Annotated in this window: 18 protein-coding genes; 7 read left to right on the forward strand and 11 right to left on the reverse strand. The window is 63.7% G+C overall.

From position 1 onward, the window contains the following. Nucleotides 1-17 precede the first annotated feature (17 nt). From NKJ28_RS13630 to atzF, 4 genes are read left to right on the forward strand one after another with little or no spacing between them, the layout of a single operon-like run. Nucleotides 18-1,502 (forward strand): ABC transporter ATP-binding protein, encoded by a 1,485-nt coding sequence (locus tag NKJ28_RS13630; RefSeq protein ID WP_502902186.1) that lies wholly within the window; start codon nt 18-20, stop codon nt 1,500-1,502. Next, complete coding sequence (locus NKJ28_RS13635; protein WP_352635962.1) at nt 1,502-2,170, forward strand: cysteine hydrolase family protein; 669 nt, start codon at nt 1,502-1,504, stop codon at nt 2,168-2,170. The genes NKJ28_RS13630 and NKJ28_RS13635 overlap by 1 nt, the downstream gene beginning before the upstream one ends. Beyond that, nucleotides 2,163-2,513, forward strand: a complete 351-nt coding sequence (locus NKJ28_RS13640; RefSeq protein ID WP_352635964.1) for a cupin domain-containing protein — start codon at nt 2,163-2,165, stop codon at nt 2,511-2,513. The genes NKJ28_RS13635 and NKJ28_RS13640 overlap by 8 nt, the downstream gene beginning before the upstream one ends. After that, a complete protein-coding gene (gene atzF / locus NKJ28_RS13645) occupies nt 2,513-4,321 on the forward strand; it encodes an allophanate hydrolase (RefSeq protein WP_352635966.1) in 1,809 nt (602 codons plus the stop codon). The genes NKJ28_RS13640 and atzF overlap by 1 nt, the downstream gene beginning before the upstream one ends. A 5-nt stretch (nt 4,322-4,326) precedes the next feature. Here atzF and NKJ28_RS13650 read toward each other — a convergent pair whose 3' ends face one another. Next, complete coding sequence (locus tag NKJ28_RS13650) at nt 4,327-4,884, reverse strand: cytochrome c (protein WP_023677217.1); 558 nt, start codon at nt 4,882-4,884, stop codon at nt 4,327-4,329. Beyond that, entirely contained in the window at nt 4,881-5,279 is a 399-nt protein-coding gene (cueR, locus tag NKJ28_RS13655) for a Cu(I)-responsive transcriptional regulator (protein WP_031211920.1), read from the reverse strand. The genes NKJ28_RS13650 and cueR overlap by 4 nt, the downstream gene beginning before the upstream one ends. Nucleotides 5,280-5,543: 264 nt before the next feature. Here cueR and NKJ28_RS13660 point away from each other — a divergent pair, with 264 nt between their 5' ends. Genes NKJ28_RS13660 through NKJ28_RS13670 form a run of 3 tightly spaced genes read left to right on the forward strand, consistent with a single transcriptional unit; the run spans nt 5,544 to nt 8,538 of the window. Then, nucleotides 5,544-6,611, forward strand: a complete 1,068-nt coding sequence (locus NKJ28_RS13660; protein WP_023677219.1) for a type III polyketide synthase — start codon at nt 5,544-5,546, stop codon at nt 6,609-6,611. After that, entirely contained in the window at nt 6,608-7,321 is a 714-nt protein-coding gene (locus NKJ28_RS13665; RefSeq protein WP_352635969.1) for a methyltransferase domain-containing protein, read from the forward strand. The genes NKJ28_RS13660 and NKJ28_RS13665 overlap by 4 nt, the downstream gene beginning before the upstream one ends. Further along, entirely contained in the window at nt 7,318-8,538 is a 1,221-nt protein-coding gene (locus NKJ28_RS13670) for an NAD(P)/FAD-dependent oxidoreductase (protein WP_352635971.1), read from the forward strand. The genes NKJ28_RS13665 and NKJ28_RS13670 overlap by 4 nt, the downstream gene beginning before the upstream one ends. On the opposite strand, the gene NKJ28_RS13675 is transcribed toward NKJ28_RS13670, so the two are convergent. The 9 genes from NKJ28_RS13675 to NKJ28_RS13715 form a co-directional block, all read right to left on the reverse strand. Then, entirely contained in the window at nt 8,535-11,069 is a 2,535-nt protein-coding gene (locus tag NKJ28_RS13675; RefSeq protein WP_352635973.1) for an NAD-dependent epimerase/dehydratase family protein, read from the reverse strand. The two genes, NKJ28_RS13670 and NKJ28_RS13675, sit on opposite strands and share 4 nt — an antisense overlap. A gap of 734 nt (nt 11,070-11,803) precedes the next feature. Beyond that, nucleotides 11,804-12,370 carry a hypothetical protein gene (locus NKJ28_RS13680; RefSeq protein WP_352569087.1) on the reverse strand — a complete coding sequence of 189 codons (567 nt, stop codon included), beginning with the start codon at nt 12,368-12,370 and terminating at the stop codon, nt 11,804-11,806. Beyond that, nucleotides 12,367-13,146, reverse strand: a complete 780-nt coding sequence (locus NKJ28_RS13685) for a DsbA family protein (protein WP_352587248.1) — start codon at nt 13,144-13,146, stop codon at nt 12,367-12,369. The genes NKJ28_RS13680 and NKJ28_RS13685 overlap by 4 nt, the downstream gene beginning before the upstream one ends. A 53-nt stretch (nt 13,147-13,199) precedes the next feature. Beyond that, complete coding sequence (locus NKJ28_RS13690) at nt 13,200-13,883, reverse strand: SCO family protein (RefSeq protein WP_502902184.1); 684 nt, start codon at nt 13,881-13,883, stop codon at nt 13,200-13,202. Between the two features lie 67 nt (nt 13,884-13,950). After that, a complete protein-coding gene (locus NKJ28_RS13695; protein WP_352621413.1) occupies nt 13,951-14,478 on the reverse strand; it encodes a TlpA family protein disulfide reductase in 528 nt (175 codons plus the stop codon). A 7-nt stretch (nt 14,479-14,485) separates the two neighbouring features. Next, a complete protein-coding gene (locus NKJ28_RS13700) occupies nt 14,486-14,926 on the reverse strand; it encodes a DUF411 domain-containing protein (RefSeq protein WP_352452325.1) in 441 nt (146 codons plus the stop codon). Between the two features lie 28 nt (nt 14,927-14,954). After that, the gene (locus tag NKJ28_RS13705; RefSeq protein ID WP_352569090.1) at nt 14,955-16,391 is read right to left on the reverse strand and encodes a multicopper oxidase family protein; all 1,437 of its coding nucleotides are present in this window, start codon (nt 16,389-16,391) and stop codon (nt 14,955-14,957) included. Between the two features lie 131 nt (nt 16,392-16,522). After that, on the reverse strand, nt 16,523-16,930 hold the full coding sequence (locus tag NKJ28_RS13710) for a hypothetical protein (RefSeq protein ID WP_352635977.1): 408 nt from the start codon (nt 16,928-16,930) through the stop codon (nt 16,523-16,525). An 87-nt stretch (nt 16,931-17,017) separates the two neighbouring features. Beyond that, nucleotides 17,018-17,431 (reverse strand): MerR family transcriptional regulator, encoded by a 414-nt coding sequence (locus tag NKJ28_RS13715; RefSeq protein WP_023677233.1) that lies wholly within the window; start codon nt 17,429-17,431, stop codon nt 17,018-17,020. Nucleotides 17,432-17,499 lie beyond the last annotated feature (68 nt).

Consider the following 17,499-nt stretch of genomic DNA (forward strand, 5'->3'; position numbering starts at 1 on the left):
GCGTCGAGACCATCGGCATGACCATGCGCTTCGGCGCGTTCACCGCGCTGGACGACGTCTCGATCAAGGTGCCGGCGGGATCGTTCCATGCGCTGCTCGGCGAAAACGGCGCCGGCAAGTCGACGCTGGTCAAATGCATGATGGGTTTTTACCATCCGACCGCCGGCGACATGCTGGTTGATAGCCGCGAGGTCGCGATCGCCAGTCCGAAGGATGCCTCGGCATTGGGGCTCGGCATGGTCTACCAGCATTTCACGCTCGTCCCGTCGCTGACCGGCGCGGAGAACCTGGTCATTTCGCGCGAGAAGGTGCCCGGCGTCATCGACTGGCGCAAGGAGCGCGCCGCACTTGCGCAATTCATGCAGCGTATGCCGTTCAAGCTGCCGCTCGACGTCAAGGTGGCGGAACTTGCGGCCGGCGAGAAGCAGAAGCTCGAAATCATCAAGCAGCTCTATCTCGGCCGCAGTTTCCTGGTGCTCGACGAGCCGACTTCGGTGCTCACTCCCGGCGAGGCACACGAAGTGCTTGGCCTGGTGCGCGACATGACCAGGACCGGCGACCTCACCGTGCTGATGATCTCGCATAAATTCCACGAGGTGACGGCCTTTGCCGACGATATCACCGTGCTGCGCAAGGGCAGGCTGACCGGAACCGGAAAGGTCTCCGAACTTTCCCACAAGCAGATGGCGGCGATGATGATCGGCGACCAACCGATCGCCGCGCTCGACAGCCGCGCCCCGGTGCCGGCCGGCGCCAGGCAGGTGCTGACGGTAAAGTCGCTGAAGGCGCCCGACCGCACCGGCTTGAAAACCATCGACATCGGCGAACTCGATGTGAAGTCGGGTGAGATCGTCGGCATTGCCGGCATCTCCGGCAACGGCCAGAAGGAGTTTCTCGAAGTCCTTGCCGGACAGCGGGCGCGCAATTGCGGCGACGTTCTGGTGAAAGGCTCGCCCTATGGTGCCAGCCGCAGCGAGGCGCGCACGCTCAATGTCCGCTTCATTCCGGAGGAGCCGTTGCGCAATGCCTGCGCACCGAAGATGACGGTGGCGGAAAACATGGCCTTCCGGACCTTCGACCTCAACGAGGCCGGCAAGCCGGTCAACTGGATCAGGATGAGTGCGATCAGGGACTACGCGGCCCTTCTGGTCCAACAGTTCAAGGTCAAGACGGCATCCCTCGCTTCGCCGATTTCGTCGCTCTCGGGCGGCAATGTGCAGCGCGCGGTGCTGGCGCGGGAACTGACCGGCGAGGTCGATTTGCTCATCGTGTCGAACCCCTGCTTCGGCCTCGACTTCTCCGCCGTCGCCGAAATACGCGCCCGCATCATGAAGGCGCGCAACGCCGGTGCCGCCGTGCTCCTTATGTCGGAGGACCTTGATGAGCTGCTCGAGCTCTCGGACCGCATCTTCGTCATGTCGGACGGCGCGCTGGTCTACGAGACGCCGATCGCGCAGGCGAGCGTGCAGACGATCGGCGAGCACATGGCGGGACATCATTGATGGCGAAGATCGAGGCGCTGCCGTTTCCGTTCTCCTTCAAGCCCGAGGCGATGGCGCTGGTCGTCATCGACATGCAGCGCGACTTTGCCGAACCTGGCGGCTTCGGCGCCAGCCTCGGCAATGACGTCAGCCGGGTCACGGCGATCGTGCCGACGGTGAAGAGGCTGATCGAGGGGTTTCGCGCCGCCGGCCTGCCGGTGATCCACACGATGGAGTGCCACAAGGCAGACCTTTCGGATCTGCCGCCGGCCAAGCGCAATCGCGGCAATCCGTCGATCAGGATCGGCGATGTCGGGCCGATGGGTCGCGTGCTGATTGTCGGCGAGCCGGGAACGGCGATCCTCGATGAACTTGCGCCACTGCCTGGCGAGATCGTCATCGAAAAGCCGGGCAAGGGGGCGTTTTATGCCACCAGCTTCGGCGATGACCTGAAGCGGCTTGGCGCACAGCAATTGGTCTTTGCCGGGGTGACGACGGAGGTCTGCGTGCAGACGACGATGCGCGAGGCCAACGACCGCGGCTATGAATGCCTGCTCGCCGAGGATGCGACGGAGAGCTATTTTCCGGAGTTCAAGGCGGCAGCCCTTGCCATGATCAGGGCGCAGGGCGCCATCGTCGGCTGGACGGCAACGACGGACCAGGTGCTCGAGGGACTTTCCAATGCCTAACATTGCATACCAGGCTCTCATTCAAGGGGGCTGGCGTGATCTGCCATTCGAGCCTTTTCGCGAAGGCATCACGGTGCATTGGCTGCTCAAGGGTGGACCGATGGAACCGTCGGTGGCGATCCTGAACTACCGGCCGGGCGCCGGCGTGCCGCGTCATCGCCATGCCGGGCTGGAAACGATCATCGTGCTGGAAGGCACACAGAGCGACGAGAACGGCGATTATGCCGCGGGCAGCGTGATCCTGAACCCGGTCGGAACCGAACACTCGGTGTGGACGAAGGATGGCTGCGTCGTGCTCATCCAGTGGAACCTGCCGGTAGTCATTCTGGGCGAGGTTGCCTAATGAGCGACATCCGCTTCGACATAGCGAGCCTGCACGCTGCCTTTCAGGCCGGCGTCAGCATCGGCGAGATGATCGATACGGTCCATGCGCGGCTCGCGGCGGCCGATGACCCCGGCATCTTCATCCATCTGGCGAGCAGGGCGGAGTTGCTTGCCGAGGCGGAAAAGCTCGGCCCGTTCGATCCCGCGGCAAAGCCGCTGTGGGGCGTGCCGTTCGCGGTCAAGGACAACATCGATGTTGCCGGCATGCCGACCACGGCGGCTTGTGCGGAATATGCCTACTTGCCGGCGAAAGACGCCACCGTCGTCGCGCGGCTCAAGGCCGTCGGCGCGCTGGTCGTCGGCAAGACCAACCTCGACCAGTTCGCCACCGGCCTGGTCGGTGTGCGCACGCCCTATCCGATCCCGAGGAATGCGATCGACCCGAAACTGGTGCCGGGCGGCTCCTCATGCGGCTCGGCCGTCGCAACCGCGCGCGGCATCGTCTCGTTCGCGCTCGGCACCGACACCGCCGGTTCTGGGCGCATTCCCGCCGGCCTCAACAACATCGTCGGGCTGAAGCCGAGCGTCGGCGCGCTGTCGGCCGCCGGCGTCGTGCCGGCCTGCCGCACGCTCGACTGCATCTCGGTCTTCGCGTTCACCGTCGATGACGCCTACCGCGTGTTCGAGGCGGCGGCGGCAAAGGACGACGCCGACCCCTATTCGCGAGACCTCGGCGTCCAGGGCCTTGCCGCGCGCCCGCCGGTGCTGACTGTCGGCGTGCCGGCTAGGGCGGACTGGACCTTCTTCGGCGACGAGGCGATGCAGGCGGGTTTCGAGGCCGCTCTTGCCTCGCTGGAGACGCTGGGCTGCCGGCTGGTCGAAATCCCGTTCGGTGATTTCTACGCCACCGCCAACCTGCTCTACGAAGGCGCCTGGGTGGCCGAGCGTTATGCCGCGATCAAGGGCTTCATGGAAGCCAACGAGGCCGCCATGCATCCGGTGACGCGAACGATCATCGGCGGCGCGCGAAAACTTTCAGCCGCGGACGCTTTCAACGGGCTCTATGCCTTGCAAGGCTATAAGGCCAGGCTTGCGCCGGTCATCGCCTCGGTCGATCTTTTCTGTGTGCCGACCGCGCCGACGCATTACACGGTTGAAGCGGTGTTGGCAGACCCCATCGTCACCAACAGCCGGCTTGGCACTTACACCAACTTCGTCAATCTGCTCGACATGTGCGGCATAGCCGTGCCGGCCGGAATTCGTAGCGACGGTTTGCCGATGAGCGTCACCTTGCTTGCCGCGGCGGGCAAGGACCATCTGACGGCGTCGCTTGCGCAGGATGTCCATGCGGCAAGCGGCCTTGCGCTGGGCGCTACAGGCTGGCCGCTGCCGCCGCGTGGCGATGTTCGCGTGGACGTGGACGAGGGCACGATCGAGCTGGCCGTGGTCGGCGCGCATCTATCGGGGATGGCGCTGAACGGCCAGTTGCAGCAGCTCGGCGCGATTTTCGCCCGGGCGGCAAGAACGGCGCCGCTCTACCGGCTTTATGCGCTCGCCGGCCAGTCGGTGTCGCGACCGGGGCTCGAGCGCAGCTGCAATGGCAAGGGGGCAGCGATCGAGGTCGAAGTCTGGCGGCTCTCGCCACAAGCGTTCGGGCGCTTTGTTGCCGCGATCCCGCCGCCGCTCGGCATCGGGACGCTTCTGCTTGATGACGGAACGTCGCCGAAGGGCTTTCTCGTCGAAAGTGCCGGCCTCACCGATGCAAAGGAGATCTCGCATTTCGGCGGCTGGCGCAATTTCATGGCGGGTCAGCTGCAGCGGAGCTGACGCTATCACTCGACCTTTTGCCTGAACTTCGAATGGCAGCTCGAGCAATCCTGCAAGATGAGATGCAGGAGGTGCTCCGCCGGCAATTTAGTGGGATCGGCTTCCGCGAGTGATGGTCGCTTGCCAAGCAGGCTGCCACCGCCCATTGCCAGGCCGGAACCCATTCTCATGTCGTCGGTGATATGCGGTGGTGCCCGCTCGGCGTCGGAGGCCAGGGCGCTGGCCAGCGTTCCGATGTGGCGTGCCAGCCCTTCGAACTCCGCGCGGGCGGGGTCGATATCCGCCTTGGCGCCTGAAGGCGCTCCCAATGTCGCGCTGGGGAATTCGGCAATCAGGGCAGGGCCGGTGCGGGCGCGGATGGTCTCGGCCGCCGCCCTGAAGGCTGCGGCGTCGTACGCCTGCTTGCCGTCGAACATCCCAGCGATCGCCTTTGCCGCCGCGGCCATTTCCTTCATCGAGGCCTGGCGAGCCTCGATGATCGCATCACGGCTCGAATGGGCGGCAGCGAGCACGACAGAGACGCAGGCAAGCGACAGCACCGTTACAGCGGCTGCGAGCCTCACTGGGCCACGCCTTGTCCTGCCAGCTCGTCGATGATCGGGCAATCCGGCCGCTCGTCGCCGTGGCAGTGACTGACCAGATGGTGGAGCAAGCCGCGCAATCCGACCAGTTCAGCGATCTTCCTGTCGATCTCCACCAGCTTGGCTTTCGCGATCTCCTTCACGTCGGCGCTATCACGTTCCCTGTCTTGATACAGCGAGAGCAACTGGCGGCATTCGTCGACCGAAAACCCCAGGCTTCGCGAGCGCTGCAGGAAGCGCAGCCGGTGAATATCGGCCGTCGAGTAATCGCGATAGCCATTGTCTGTCCGAGCCGGATGCAAGAGCCCGATATCCTCGTAGTAACGGATCGTCTTGGCCGGCAGGCCGGATTTTTCGGATGCGATACCGATGTTCATGGTGGAAATCTCCTTTGTCGGAGGAAATAGACCTTCCAGTAGATGGAAGGTCAACATGATGTGGCGATTTTGGATGCCCGACGCAACCGCCCGCCCGCTCCAACCGTTTGCCTGCCAACAGCGCAGACTAAACCTTCGGGAAGAAATCAGTTTTCGGAAACGTTTATCGAACAGCGCTCAAAACCCGGTGTTCGACACCGGGTGCCGATGAGCAAGGACCCTCCGGCGGCACGTTACACCGTGCACACGCCGAGGAGACAGAATATGCCCGTCAACGCCTATATCAACCGGATCGCGACGGCGGTGCCGGAGCACGAGGTTCATCAATTCTACCTGCGTTTCGCGGCCTCCATGCTCGCAGCCGATCGCCGGAGGATCTTCGAACGCATGGCCGATCTTGCCGGCATCGAGCACCGCTATTCCTGCTTTGCGCCGGCGTCCGACCCCGAAGGACAAACTGCCGACCTGGCCGGGACCTTCATCCGGGGCGCGTTTCCCGGAACGGCCATGAGAATGGCGATGTTCGACGATGCCGCACCTGTTCTGGCGCAAAAGGGCATCGACGGATTGCAGCTTGGCGACGACGCTTCCCGCATCACCCATTTGATCGTCACCACCTGCACCGGCTTTTCGGCGCCGGGCATCGATCTGGAGCTGATTGCGCGTTGCGGGCTGCCCGATAGTGTCGAACGCACGATGATCGGGTTCATGGGGTGCTACGCGGCGATCAACGGCCTCAAGCTGGCCCGTCACATCGTCCGCTCGGACCCGCAGGCCAAGATCCTGCTGGTCAATATCGAGCTCTGCACGATGCATCTGCGCGAAACCACCGAACTGGAAAAACTGCTGTCGTTCTGCCTCTGGGGCGACGGCTGCGCGGCCACGCTCATTACCGCCGAGCCGGCCGGCATCGAGCTCGATAGCTTTCACTGTCTGGTGGCGAGGGAGCGGCGGGATCTGATGCGCTGGAATATTCGCGACCACGGCTTCGAAATGGTTCTTTCCGGCCAGGTGCCGGCAGCGATTCATGAGGCGTTGCGGAACAGCCAGGCCGCCATGCTCGGCGGCCGGCCGACCGAGGCAATCGACCTTTGGGCCGTGCATCCGGGTGGACGTTCGGTGCTCGACGCCGTCGAAAGGGCCCTGGAACTGGAGCCCACCGCGCTGGAACCATCGCGCGAGGTGTTGCGCCAGTATGGGAACATGTCGTCGGCGACCGTCATGTTCGTGATGAAGGAGATGTTGAAGGCGCCACCCGGCCTGCTCGGCTGCGGCATGTCGTTCGGACCCGGGCTGACGGCCGAAACCATGCTCTTTCGAACGGTGTCATGAGCGGCCTGGAGCACCGGCAGCTCGCGCCGGAAATCCTCGACGGACTTGCGGCCGAAGATCCGCGAGCGCTGGCCGCGCGCCGCGACCTTCGGCGCATCAATATGCTGATGTTTCAGGTGCCGATCATGACGTCGTTGCTCAGGAGGTTCGTGCCAACGCCGCCACGCCGCATCCTGGAGATCGGCGCCGGCGACGGCTCCTTCATGCTGGCGGTGGCGCGGCGCATGGCCACGCATTGGCCCGGGGTCGAACTGGTAATGCTCGACCGCGTCGGCCTCGTCACCGCGCAATTGCGCGGTGATTTTGACAGGCTGGGATGGAAGGCCGAAGGCGTCACCGCCGATGTCTTCGACTGGGCAGGAAAGATCGAGGGTGCGCCGTTCGACGCCGTCACCGTCAATCTGTTCCTGCATCACCTCGACAATGCGCAGCTCGTGCGTCTGTTTTCGCTGATCAGGCCGAAAGCCCCGTTGCTCATCGCGACAGAGCCGCTGCGGGCGAAACTGCCGCTGGCCGCGACCCGTCTTCTGCCGGCAATCGGCGCCAACGACGTCACACGAAACGACGCGGCGCAAAGCGTGCGTGCCGGCTTTCGCGGCAGCGAGCTTTCCCGTCTCTGGCTTGCGGCCAACGGCAAACCGGTCGAGGAGCGGCGCGCCGGCCTGTTTTCCCACATCTTCGTCGGCGCCAGTGCCAGTGTCGAGTCATGACGCGATTGTCGACTCATGACGCGATTGTCATTGGTGCCGGCCCGGCGGGCACCTCCGTCGCGCTCACGCTGGCCCGGCGCGGATGGGCCGTGGCAATTGTGGAAAAAAGCGCATTTCCGCGCCGCAAGGTCTGCGGCGAATACATCTCGGCAAGCAATCTTGCGCTTCTCGACCGGCTCGAGATCGGCGATGCCTGGCGTACCAATGCCGGCCCCGAAATCCGCCGCGTCGGCTTGTTTTCCGGCGAGACCTGCGTCGAGGCGGCAATGCCACGTGCAGGAGCTGGGCCTCGTGGGAAAGACAGCTTCGGCCGGGCGCTCGGCCGGGACATTCTCGACTCTCTGCTTTTGCAAGCGGCGCGATCGGCGGGTGTCGAAATCTTTCAACCCTGCCGCGCCGTCGCCATCGAGCCGGACGGTGAGATGCAAAGGGTGCGAATTCAGGCCGGGGATGAAGCGGCGATGTTGCGTGCGCCGGTGATTGTCGCCGCTCACGGCTCCTGGGAACCGGGACCATTGCCCAGCCAGCTCGGAAAGGCCAATCGCCCGTCGGACCTACTCGGCTTCAAGGCGCATTTCACCGGGTCGTCGCTGGCGCCGGATTTGATGCCTCTGCTGGCCTTCCCCGGCGGCTATGGCGGCATGGTTTCGGCGGATCATGGCCGGTTGTCGATCTCGTGCTGCATCCGGCGCGATATGCTCGCGCGGCTGCGTAAACAATATGGCCCCAAACAACGGAGCCACGTGTCGGCCGCCGATGCGGTCTCCCGGCATCTCCTGAATTCATGCCGGGGCGTGCGGGACGCCCTGGAACCGGCTCTCCTCGACGGTCCGTGGCTTGCCGCAGGTCCGATCCGGCCGGGAATTCGCTCGTGCTACGAAGGGGACATCTTCCGCGTCGGCAATGCAGCCGGAGAGTCTCATCCTGTCATCGCCGAGGGCATCTCGATGGCGCTTCAGTCCGGCTGGCTGCTGGCTTGCGAACTCGAATGCGCGCCAAGTGGCCGAGCAGGGCGCGAGGCTGCCGCCAGACGCTACGAGGCGGCCTGGAATAGACTGTTTTCGACCCGGGTCTACGCCGCCGCGGCCGTTGCCGGAATTGCCCTTCGCCCCGGCAGCGCCACCTTGATGGCGGCGATCGTCCGGAATTTCCCGCAGGCACTGACGCTGGGCGCGCAACTGAGCGGCAAGACCAAGCCGGTTCCAGGCTTCGTCTAGGCGACATAGCGGTCCCATGAGCCGTAGTGCTCCTTGCTTCGGCGCCCCCGAGGCAGGCTGAGGCCGATCACAACTAGCCCTGCAACGGCATTGTTCAATGTCGAACCTCTGGTCGCGCCGTCGAGCAGCCAGGGCGCTGCGATCAGCCATAACCCGAACGGCAGGTTGAGGAAACGCAACGGCCGTGCCACCTCGGCCATGGCGCAGACCGCGATCGTGATGATCATGGCGCCCGAGAGGTGATCGCTGTTTGCAATGGCGCCGGCTGTGCCGAAGACCAGCCGCGAGACCATCAGCCAACCGCCGACGATACAGCATGCGACCAGCGTCCATGGAAACGTGACACCGCGAATGGCTGCGGCGGACTGTGCGGCAAGCGCGGCGGAAAAGCCGGGATCGTTCTTGTCCGCCTCGCCGTTCGGCTCCGGCCCGCCTTGGAAAAAGGTGCGCCAGAACGGACGGTCTGCCCGCACGCTGCGCAGCATGTACTGGCCCATGGCGACCACCTCGTCCAGCGTCAGCGGGATCATGACCAGCATGGCCGCCGCCGCGATGAGGCACAGTGTGCAATAGGTGCCGATCATGATCGGCTGGATGATGATGAAGAAGATCGAGACGCCGCCGAGCGGCACCACCAGGATGAAGAAGAAGGTCACCATCCAGGGCATGGTGCGCCAGCGGGTCGCCGTGCCCATCGCGCCCATCAGGGTTTCGATCATATAGGCCACGGCGCCAAGCCCGGCATCAGCGACTGGCCAGGCTTGAGAAACGTCGGATGTGATGATGAATTCCGTGCCGTTCCTGCCGTCTCCGCCGGAGAAGAACGGCTCCCAGACAGCACCCACATGGCCGAGCTGGTAGGCAGTGAGATAGCGGGCGATGAGGAAACCGAAGAAACCGAGCGCGATGATCGGCAGGCGCTGCAGCCAGGATGACGGCGAGTAGGTCCAGCCAGGCGGAACGGTGCTCTCGTCCATCATCCCTTCGTGGCTCATGCCCGGCATCATCGGGACGAGCACCGAGAAAGCGATGGCCAGCGCGCCGACGATCGTGTCGTTCATGGTGGCGGCGGCGCTCGGCGTCCAGAAGAACAGCGGCGCGAAGAGCAGCCACAGGCCGGCGATCGTCGTGCCCCATTGCGCCCAGGAAAAACGCGGCGACAGTGCGAGCCCGCCAAACAGCATCAGCAGCAAGCCCGAGACAATGTCGCTCCAGCCGGTGAGCGCGTTGCGCAGCACCGGTTCCCACAGTCCACGCTCTTGCGTGACGTCACGCACAGTGCCGGCCGCCGCCGGATCGAACAGCGCGAACTGAAGCGGGCTGGTGAGGAGCCACACGCCAAGCGTGATGACCAGGAAATGAGCCCAGAGCATCTGCTTGCCCATCCCCGCCATCTCGGCCATGTGTCCGGGTTTCATCTTGTCGTGTTTGGCCTCGAACGCCTTGTCTTTCTCTCGCGCTTTTGTTCCGCTGCCGGCCACCTTGGCGGCGTTGAGCTTGTTGGCCCGATACCAGCCGGCGGGATCTGCCTTGAGCGCGTCGACGATCCGCGGCAACGTCTCGCGCAGGGAATGCCGGGGCTGCCAGCCGAGGACATTGCGGGCACGGCTGATATCGATCGCGTAGTGGTCGTCGGCGATATCGACCATCCAGGGACGAACGAATGATTCTTCGCCCAGCACGTCCTGTTGGACCCAGGCACCCGCCTTGGCGAGCGCCTTCGGCACCTCCCGTGTCTCCCAGTTCTCGCCACGGATCAACCGACCAATCTCGGCTTGAAGTTCGCCGTAGCCCATGACCTCAGGCTCGCCGAGAAGCAGCGCCAGCTCCGTGGGAAGTTTCTTCCGCCGATCTATAAGGCGCGCCACCGCATCGGTGAGGTCTTCCAGATGCAGAAACGACTGCCCTGTGCGCAGGTCACCCGGATATACATGCCCGGTCGGATCCTCTTCGTAGATACGCGCAATCTGATTGGCGAGGAATGCGTTACGGCCGAGATCATCATAGACGCCGGCCGGCCTGGCATAGACGACAGGGATCGCCCCGTGCTGCTCATGGATCAGGCGCTCGGTCTCGATCTTCGAGGTGCGGTAGGGTAGGTTCGATTCGAGCGGCCAATCCTCATCGATGATGTCGCCCGGTCGGCCACCCTTGTGCGCCAGCATCGAACTCATGAAGACAAACTGCTCGACCTCAAATTGTTTCAGGGCGCGCAGGAGCTTCTCGGTGCCGCCAACCGTAATCTCTTCGTAGAGCGGGTTCCGTTCGCCTGTGAGATCGAAATAGGCCGCAAGATGGATCACCGAGGCGAGGCGGGCGCCATAGGCCGTCCGCACGCGCGCCAAACCGGCTGCCACGGCGTCCTCCGATGTCAGGTCGATGCAGACGCACTCCGCGGCCGGCGGCGGCTGACGCGTCGCCGCCCGGTCGAGGCCGACGAGAGCAAACCGGTCGGCGAAGCTGTTGACCAGAGCCGAGCCGATGAAGCCGGTGCTGCCGGTAACAATAACCGTGTCTTTGCGCTTCGCCATCCAGACCTCATAGCCGGCGATTTGCCACTCCTGAGAGGGCCGAAGGCGACAGACGTTAAGAGCCGAGGGGCCGGACCAGTTCCGACGCCGACCCGATGACGCTGCTGCTTCCGATGACGACTACAACTTTCCGCCCTTTTTGCTCTTTTGACCCCGACTGCCTATGCCGTCAGGTTCGCAAATATTTGACCAGCGCCGCGATCGCGAGCACGAGGGTGACAAGCACCAGGACCCAAATGAGCGCCATGCCGCCCATCATCCACATTGAACCGTCCATCATCATCACAATCATCCCTCCCGCCGCCGCTGCCACCGGCGATTGCGAGGGGAACTAGTTCGCCATGTACGCCCGTCAAGGCGAACTCGATCAGCCCACGAAGGCAGTGGCTTGCCGGTCAATCAAGGCACGTTCAACGCTATCGACGAACGAGTTCATAATAGGCTTCTGTCAGAACATGCTGACCGCGCGGTAACTCCGAAAGGGCAAGGCTTTAATCCAGCGCCTCCAGCGCCCGCAGCAAGTGTTCCGCGACATCTGATCTGCCTTGCGATATGCCTCTCTAACAGGGCCAGTAGCTGCCTTTCGAAATTCATGGTTCGGTCCGCAATTGGACGACCTCCGGAAGTTAGCAATGAGCCTAACGGTTCCAGCCACCGGAAGGTCAAGCGCTCCTTTCAAGAAGGTAGAACAGGTTGAGAGCGCTTGTTGAACCGCAGCCGAGTTGTCGCCGGCTCTACTCTCCTCCGCCGCAACCGTCTGAGAGATCCCAGACGTCGACGACCTGCTTGCCGGTGAAACCGTGCTCGCGGATCAGGAACTTCGCCAGCCCGCCATACACTTTCCAGCGCCAGCATTGGCAGCAGCATGGGCCTTTCTCGTTGGAATTGGCCATCGCATAGTCGTAGGCCTGCTGCTCTTCGCCGGAGAGTTTCACATCGTAGTAGGGCATCATCTTCTGTGCGATGCCGGCCGGAATATCGTACGGATCGCTTGGGATCATCGCGATCTCGCGGTACCTGGCCAGGCCGCTCACCTGCTCGGCATAGCGCTTCGTCTCCATTGGGCTGCAGCACGAGCCCGTGATCCGCGACATCGCCGGCATGGTCGCGATCGATTCCGTGAACTTGGTCGAACACGTGCTGTTGCCGTTCTGGCTGAGATATCTGAAACGGCGTGCCAGATCGGGATCCTCAGCGGCGATCGCCAAATCCGGCCCCTTGAGCAGGCTCACGACCGCAGCGGCGCCAAAGGCGCTCCCCAGAACAACCGTCCGTCGGTTTGGGCAAAATATTCGGCTCATTTGCTGGTCCTCGCCTGCTCGATCAGTTTCTTCATCGTTGCGAGGTCGGTCGCGCCGGGGAAAATCTGCTCGCCAACGACGAAGCTTGGCGTTCCGCTGATCTTCAGCGCCTGGGCCAGTTGCGTATTCCGGTCGATCGACGCCTGGATATCCGGCTGCTGCATGTCGGTCTTCAGTTTAGCCACATCGAGACCGACGTCGGCAGCCACCTTCAGCACGACCGCTTCGGTCACCCGCGTCTTCACCGCATACAAGGCCTTGTGGAACGCCATGTATTTGCCCTGGCGCACTGCGGCGAGAGCCGCCTTGGAAGCAAATACGGAATCCGTGCTGAGAATCGGGAATTCCTTGTAGACGATCTTGAGCTGCGGATCGTCGGCCATTGCTTGCGCCATGATCGGCGCAACCTGCCGGCAATAGGGGCAGTTGTAGTCGAAGAACTCGACCATGGTGACGTCGCCTTCGGCGTTGCCGCCGACCGGGCTCGCCGGGTCCCGGAAAATCTCGTCCGCCTTGTCCGTCAAAGCGGCTTTCGCCTCTTTTGCGGCAGCCTCGCGCTGGCGGGCGTCGAGTCTCTGCAGCGACTGCACGAGCACCTCGGGATGCGCAAGAATGTAGTCGTGAATGCGCTGGTCGAACTGGTCCTGGGACATCTCGCCCGCGGCGATCGCCTGATTGTGGAGACCGAGCGCGAGCCAGATCGTCGCGCCGGCCAGCATGACGGCACGGGCCATTTTGCCGACGGCTCCGCTCAATGGATTGGACTTGTGGGTCACAGGGTTCTCCTTCCCTCTGTTTCGCCGGACCGCCGGCACGCGCGAATGATGCCTCAGAACATGCCCTTGATTTTCGCCCACCATCCCGTTTCCTGCTCATGGTGCGGGCGCTCGACATTGTTGGTAAGCGCATTGACGAATGTGACGAGATTGACCGACGCGAAATCCAGGCCATGGAAATTCGCCCGCCAGCGGCCCTCCTTGTCGATCACATGGGTGATGGTGCCGTGCATCTGATAGCCATCATCCGTCAGCGTGAACTTGTGGCCGAAGGCCTCCGCCAGTCTGCGGGTCGCATCCTCCGGCTGATCCTCCATCGTGGTCAGGAACAGCCAATTGACGGGATCGAGCCCGTGCGCCGGCCCGTATTTGCTGAGCACGTCCGGCGTGTCCCTGGTCGGGTCGGTGGTGATGGTCACAAAGCTGACCCGGTCCTTCATCGGCGTGCCGTTCACCATTTTCTGGATCTCGGCGATCTTCTCGGCATGAAGGGGGCACACATCCGGGCACGACGTGTAGATGAAGTGGAGGACGACCACCTTGCCGCGCAGATCGGCCGTCCGCACGACACGCCCGTCGGCGGTGCGCAGCGTGAAATCAGGCGCCGGCTTGTCGATCGGCTGGAAATATTTCTCGTCGGCCTCAAGCGTGGCGTCGATTTCGTCGAGCGAGTGGGCTTGCGCCTGATACGAAAAGCCCGCGGTCAGCGCCGCAATGGCAATTACGTTTAGCAGCAAGCACCTCCATTCGTTCAAAGCCGATGCAACGCAGCGAGCCTTTAGCCCGAACATATCTGTCCCTTTCTCACTTGGCGGCGATGCGGCTGCGGATGAAGTCGACCATGTCGGGGGCGTCCCATTCGGCCGGCCCAATCAGCCGGCCGATCTCCTTGCCGTCGCGGTCGACCAGCAGGGTTGCCGGAAGGCCGACGGTTCCGATGGCGAACATGGCCCTGCCCGAGACGTCGATGTTGAGGGCGAGGTGCTTGATGCCGATGTCGGCGAAGAACTTCTTCACAATCTCAGGACCGGCGCGGTCCATGGACAGCGCGACGACCTCGAAATCCGGACCGCCGAGTTTGGCCTGTAGGCGATCGAGCGTCGGCATCTCCTTGCGGCAGGGCGCGCACCATGTCGCCCAGACGTTAAGCAGCACGACCTTGCCGTGGAAATCCGCAAGCATTTTCGGCTTGCCATTGCCATCCTCGAAGCTGATTTCCGGCACGGGGACGGGCGCCTCGTGAACGGCAAAGTTCTGCGGCGGCTCAGCGGCTGATACCGGCCACGAAAACGCCAGCAGCATGCCAACCAGGACCATGGCTAGTTTGCTCACAATGTCCTCACTCGGTCGCGTAGACGGTGGGCGCCTTGCCGTCCTTGGTGAAGGCGTAGACGACGAAGGGGCCTTGCTTCTCGCCACCCATGCCTGGGGCGCCAGCCGGCATGCCGGCGAGCGTTATGCCGGTGATGGCAGGGCGCTCGGTCAAAAGCTTCTTGACGATCTCGACCGGCACCAGGCCATCGACGATATAGCCGTCGACCATCAGCGTGTGGCAGCCTTCGAGGTCGGCCGGCACGCCGGCATCGCTGCTGATCTGGGAGAGATTGTTGACCGGCTTGATGTCGACCTTGAAGCCGTTGTGCTCGAGATAGTTGGCGTAGGACTCGCAGCAGCTGCATTGCGGGTTCTTGTACATGACGGCGTTGATCGTTGCGGCGAAGGCAGGCAGCGGCGTTGCGATCAGCAGGGACAGTGCGGCAAGGCGGTAGGTCAGTTTCATTGCAGTTCTCCTTGGTTGGATAAAAGTTTCAGGTCACGCGGAACGTCGTCATCAGGCCGGCCATCTGGTGATCGGCGACATGGCAGTGCAGCATCCAGTCGCCTGGATTGTCGGCGACGAAGGCGCATTCGATCGTATCCTTGGGGGCGAGCAGCACCGTGTCCTGCCATTGCCGGTGCGGCACCGGCGAGCCGTTGCGCGAGATGACCGACAGGCTGAAGCCGTGGACATGCATCGGGTGCCACCAGGCGGTTTCGTTGCGCATGGTGAGATGGCAGGTCACACCGCGTTTCAGCGTGAACTGCGGCGCCATGCCGGCATGGCCGTCGCCGGTCATCGACATGCCGTTGATCGCCCAGGCCGCACCGCCGTTCATGCCCATCATCCCCATGCCCATCATGCCGCCGACGCCCTTGAGCTTGCCGCCGCCCATCATGCCGCCCTGCAAGACGATCTCCTGGCGCTCGGCGCCAGCGAGGTCGGGCTGGGGCAAGGGGTTGCGCGGCAGGCCGACAGGCGTGTCGAGCGGATGGGTTCTCAGCGGCGGCGCTGCGTCATAGGCCAGCGTGGTCAGCGTATAGGCGAGGCCGTCGTAGAAATCGTCGATCACCGCGTGGCGGCTACCGGGGTGGCCCTGCATGTCGAGCACGATGTCGATGCGCATGGCGGGCGCCAGCACCAGGCGACCGCCCTCCGGTTCATGCGGATCGCAGGGCTGGCCGTCGATGGCGACGACGACCGGACGGTGGCCTTCGAAGCGCAGCGCCATCATGCGGGCAAGCGAGGCATTGGCGAGCCGCAGCCTGACGCGCTCGCCGGCCTTCACGCTCCGATCGCCTGGCCCCGTGCCGTTGACGGTGACGACATTGCCGACGCGGCCCGACATCGACGCATCCATGGCACTGCCGAAGCCGCCGGCGATCTGCCCATCGGCCGCAAGCCGCCAGTCCTGCAGCAGCCACAGAATGTCACGGTCGACGGCGACCGGCTCGACCTCCTCGACGACCAGAGCGCCGGCAAGGCCACGGCCGAGCTGGACCAGGCTGTTGGCGTGCGGGTGATACCAGAAGGTGCCGGCATCGGGCGGGGTGAATTCATAGATGAAATTTTCACCTGGCCTGATCGGCTTCTGCGTCAGGCCGGGCACGCCATCCATGGCGTTCGGCAGCCGGATGCCATGCCAGTGAACCGTGGTGTCTTCGTCCAGTCCGTTCTCGACGATGATCCGAGCGGGCTGCCCCTGGCGTAAGCGCAGTGTCGGGCCGGGGACCGTGCCATCATAGGCCCATACCGGAGTGCGCGGACCATCAGGGCCGGCGAACCGTGCCTGGCTCGGCGCCACCCTGATCCGGTATTCGCCGGTGGCCATCGCCAGCGCAGGGCGGATCGGCACTGCGGCGGCAATGCTCGCTGCCGCAAGCAGGAATTTGCGGCGCGTTATGAACGGATTTGAAACGGAATTCACTTTTGTGACCCCTGCGGTAACCGACGGCGAACGTCGCGACGTCGATTGAATTGCTACCGCGCCCGCTGCGCAGTTACGCGCAACCGGGCGATCAAACGCCGCTAATCAGCCGTGGAACGGCAGAAACGGCGTCAGACGAGAGCGCTGGGTCTTGGAGGGAATGGCTCGGGCAGCAGACTTCGCCCGTGCAGGAACGGGGCGGGAAGCGCCGACGGCAGCTCGGCTTGCGGCAGTCCCGTCACGGGGAGAGCCTCCGGCAGCACCGCCAGAACCGGTGCGACACAGGTCGGCGCACATTGCATCGGTTTGTCATTGCCGGCCGAGCCCTTGAGGCAAGCGTTGCAGTCACCGTCCCTGGCATCGGCCATCTTGGCCATGTCGGCGTCGGTGGTGCCGGTATCCGCGGCCATGGTCAGGCGGCCGTCGACTGCCATCCTGGCCGACATGACGGCAGCCTGAGCGGCGGACAGGCTGAACCCGGCGGTCACGATGACCGCGAGAAGCATGACCAGGAGGTGTTTTGGTGACAGGCGTGCCATCATCCGCTCAGGTTGACCGTAAAATGCGGCTTTTGCAAGCTCCGGATGCCGCGACATCGGGGCTGACGCGAGCTCTGCTCTGGCAAATCAATGGTGAGGATGCTCGCATTTATCGTGATCCGCCAGCACCTCGATGACACGGCATTCGCAGACTTTTCCGTGCCGGCAGCCTTCGACCATATGCTCCAGCTCGGCTTTCAACGCTGTAAGGCTGCGTATCCGCTGAACCACGTCGGCAAGACGCGCCTGGGCAATGGCGTCGGCGGTCGCACAAGGCTGGCTGGGATTATCCTGCAGCGTCAGCAGCGCCCTGATGGCTTCGATCCCGAACCCCAACTCGCGCGCGTGCCTGATGAAGGCGAGCCGGCGCAAGTCTGCCGCTTCATAATGCCGGCGATTGGTTTCGCTGCGGGCAGGGGCAGGAAGCAACTCGATCTGCTCATAGTAGCGGATGGTTGGAACCTTCACGCCACTGTGTCGGGCCGCTTCACCGATGGTCATACCTGCTGGCATTTTCGCTTGCTCCTCTAGTCGCTAGAGGATGTAGCGTCGCGCTCGAAGATACAAGA

Source organism: Mesorhizobium sp. M0145 (genome assembly GCF_040322355.1).
In the GTDB taxonomy this organism is placed as follows: domain Bacteria; phylum Pseudomonadota; class Alphaproteobacteria; order Rhizobiales; family Rhizobiaceae; genus Mesorhizobium.